Origin of the sequence: Aeromonas sp. HMWF016, assembly GCF_963878195.1 — a bacterium.
Taxonomy (GTDB): Bacteria; Pseudomonadota; Gammaproteobacteria; order Enterobacterales; family Aeromonadaceae; genus Aeromonas; species Aeromonas lacus.
The window spans coordinates 4,332-6,004 of sequence record NZ_CAWNWX010000045.1 but is presented as its reverse complement, the minus strand read 5'-3'; the positions used below and the strand labels follow the sequence as shown (position 1 = coordinate 6,004).

The 1,673-nt window shown below is 63.2% G+C and carries 1 protein-coding gene; it reads right to left on the bottom strand.

The annotated features are described in order from the left end of the window. Positions 1–1,673, bottom strand: a 1,673-nt coding sequence (locus AACS24_RS21835; RefSeq protein ID WP_258223119.1) for a translocation/assembly module TamB domain-containing protein, incomplete at both ends; no start/stop codon positions are given.

Below are 1,673 nucleotides of genomic sequence, written 5' to 3'. Positions count from 1 at the left end.
ATAGAAGATATCCACCGCCTGTGCCACCCCGCTCATCGCCTGCAGATAGAGGCGCGGCAGCAGTTCGTAGCGCAGCTTGAACTCGGCGATGGGGCTGAACACCCCGACCCCGTACTGGAACTGCAAGCCCGGCAGCAGATAGGCCGACAGGGTCACCTGGGTGTTGTCACCACTGCCTGCCGTATCGAGGGAGACATCGCTCATCCCGAGCGACTCGCCAATGCTCGACACCACCCCATTGGCCTGACTGACAGCCCCTGCCACCAGCAGGCCGTTGAAACCGCCATCCTCACCGCCGGTCTGCAACCCTTTGCCGCGCAGCAGATAGGAGAGCTGTTCCGACTGCGCCATCTGCGGCTCGGAGTAGACATTGATCGCCGGCTTGCTGGCCGGGCCGGTCACTCGCACCCCCACCGTCACCTGCCCCTCGATGGTATCGGGGTCACGGTACGCCTCGATATTGAGGAAGGGGCGATCAAGTGGACCGGAGAAGAGGATCCGCCCCTCCTTGATGATCAGGTTCTGGCCATAGGCCTTGAAGCGACCATTGGTGAGCACCAGCTGACCATTGCCTGCCAGCGGCTTGCCCGGATCCTGACGAATATTGAGGCCGCCCGACACATCGGTCTTGAGCCCCATCGCCTCCAGCTTCACATCATTGCCAAGGCGGATCGCCACCTTCATCGCCAGCGGCAGGCTGGTCTGCTTGGGTGGTGGGGGCCGATCGTCATAAACCACTGTAACATCGTCAGAGACGGCGACCGCAGAGTCAGGCAAGCTCTTGACCAGAATGCGTGCCCAGGGGATATCCACTTGACCGGTCACCCGGGTTTCGTCACCCAGCGAGACGGCGATATCGGGGGAGACTTTCACCCGCCCCATGCCCGGGTACTGCGCCTCCAGCTCCTTGCCCTGAATGGTGAGGCTGCCGGTCACCGGCATCTTGGCCCAGCTGAGCCAGCCCCCCAGTGCCAGCGGCCCCTTGCCCACCAGCATCGAGCCATCAAGCTCGGCCCGGTTGCCTTCGATCTTGAGGCGGGTCACCAGCTTGGTCAGAGTCACCATGTCGGAGTGGGTCTGCACCTCGCCATCGCTCAGATTGAGCTGGCCAAACAGCAGCGGCGCCGCCAAAGTGCCATCAAAACGGGCATTGGCCGAGATGACCCCGTGCAGGGAGCGCACCTCCGGAATGAGCGGGGCAAAGGTGTCGAGCTTGAGATCGTCAAACTTGAGCTGGCCGCCGAGCAGACCGCGACCGGCGGGCTCCCTGATCAGCAGCTCGGTATCGATATTGCCGATCTGTTTGGAGGCAAAGTCGAGACGAATAGCCGCCTGCTGCCGCTCGAAATCAAGGCCCAGCGCCAGCTGCTGGTAGTCGGTCTTGAGATCATCGGTGACAAAGGTGCCCGGCGTGGTACGCACTACCGCATGGAGGGTCTGCTGATTGCCGCGCCAGCTGGCACGGCCGTCGGCAGAGAGCACCGCCTGCCAGCTAAAGTTGTCCGGCAACCAGGGGCGCAACCGCTTGAGGTCAAACCCGGCCAGAGCAAACTCCAGCGAGCCTTGCGCTGCCGAAACCTGGCTTCGTTTCACGCAGAGGCTGGCCCCTTGCGAGCCGAGGCAGAGATCCCCCATCGCCACGCGCTGGCGTGGCAGATCCACATCCAGACCCC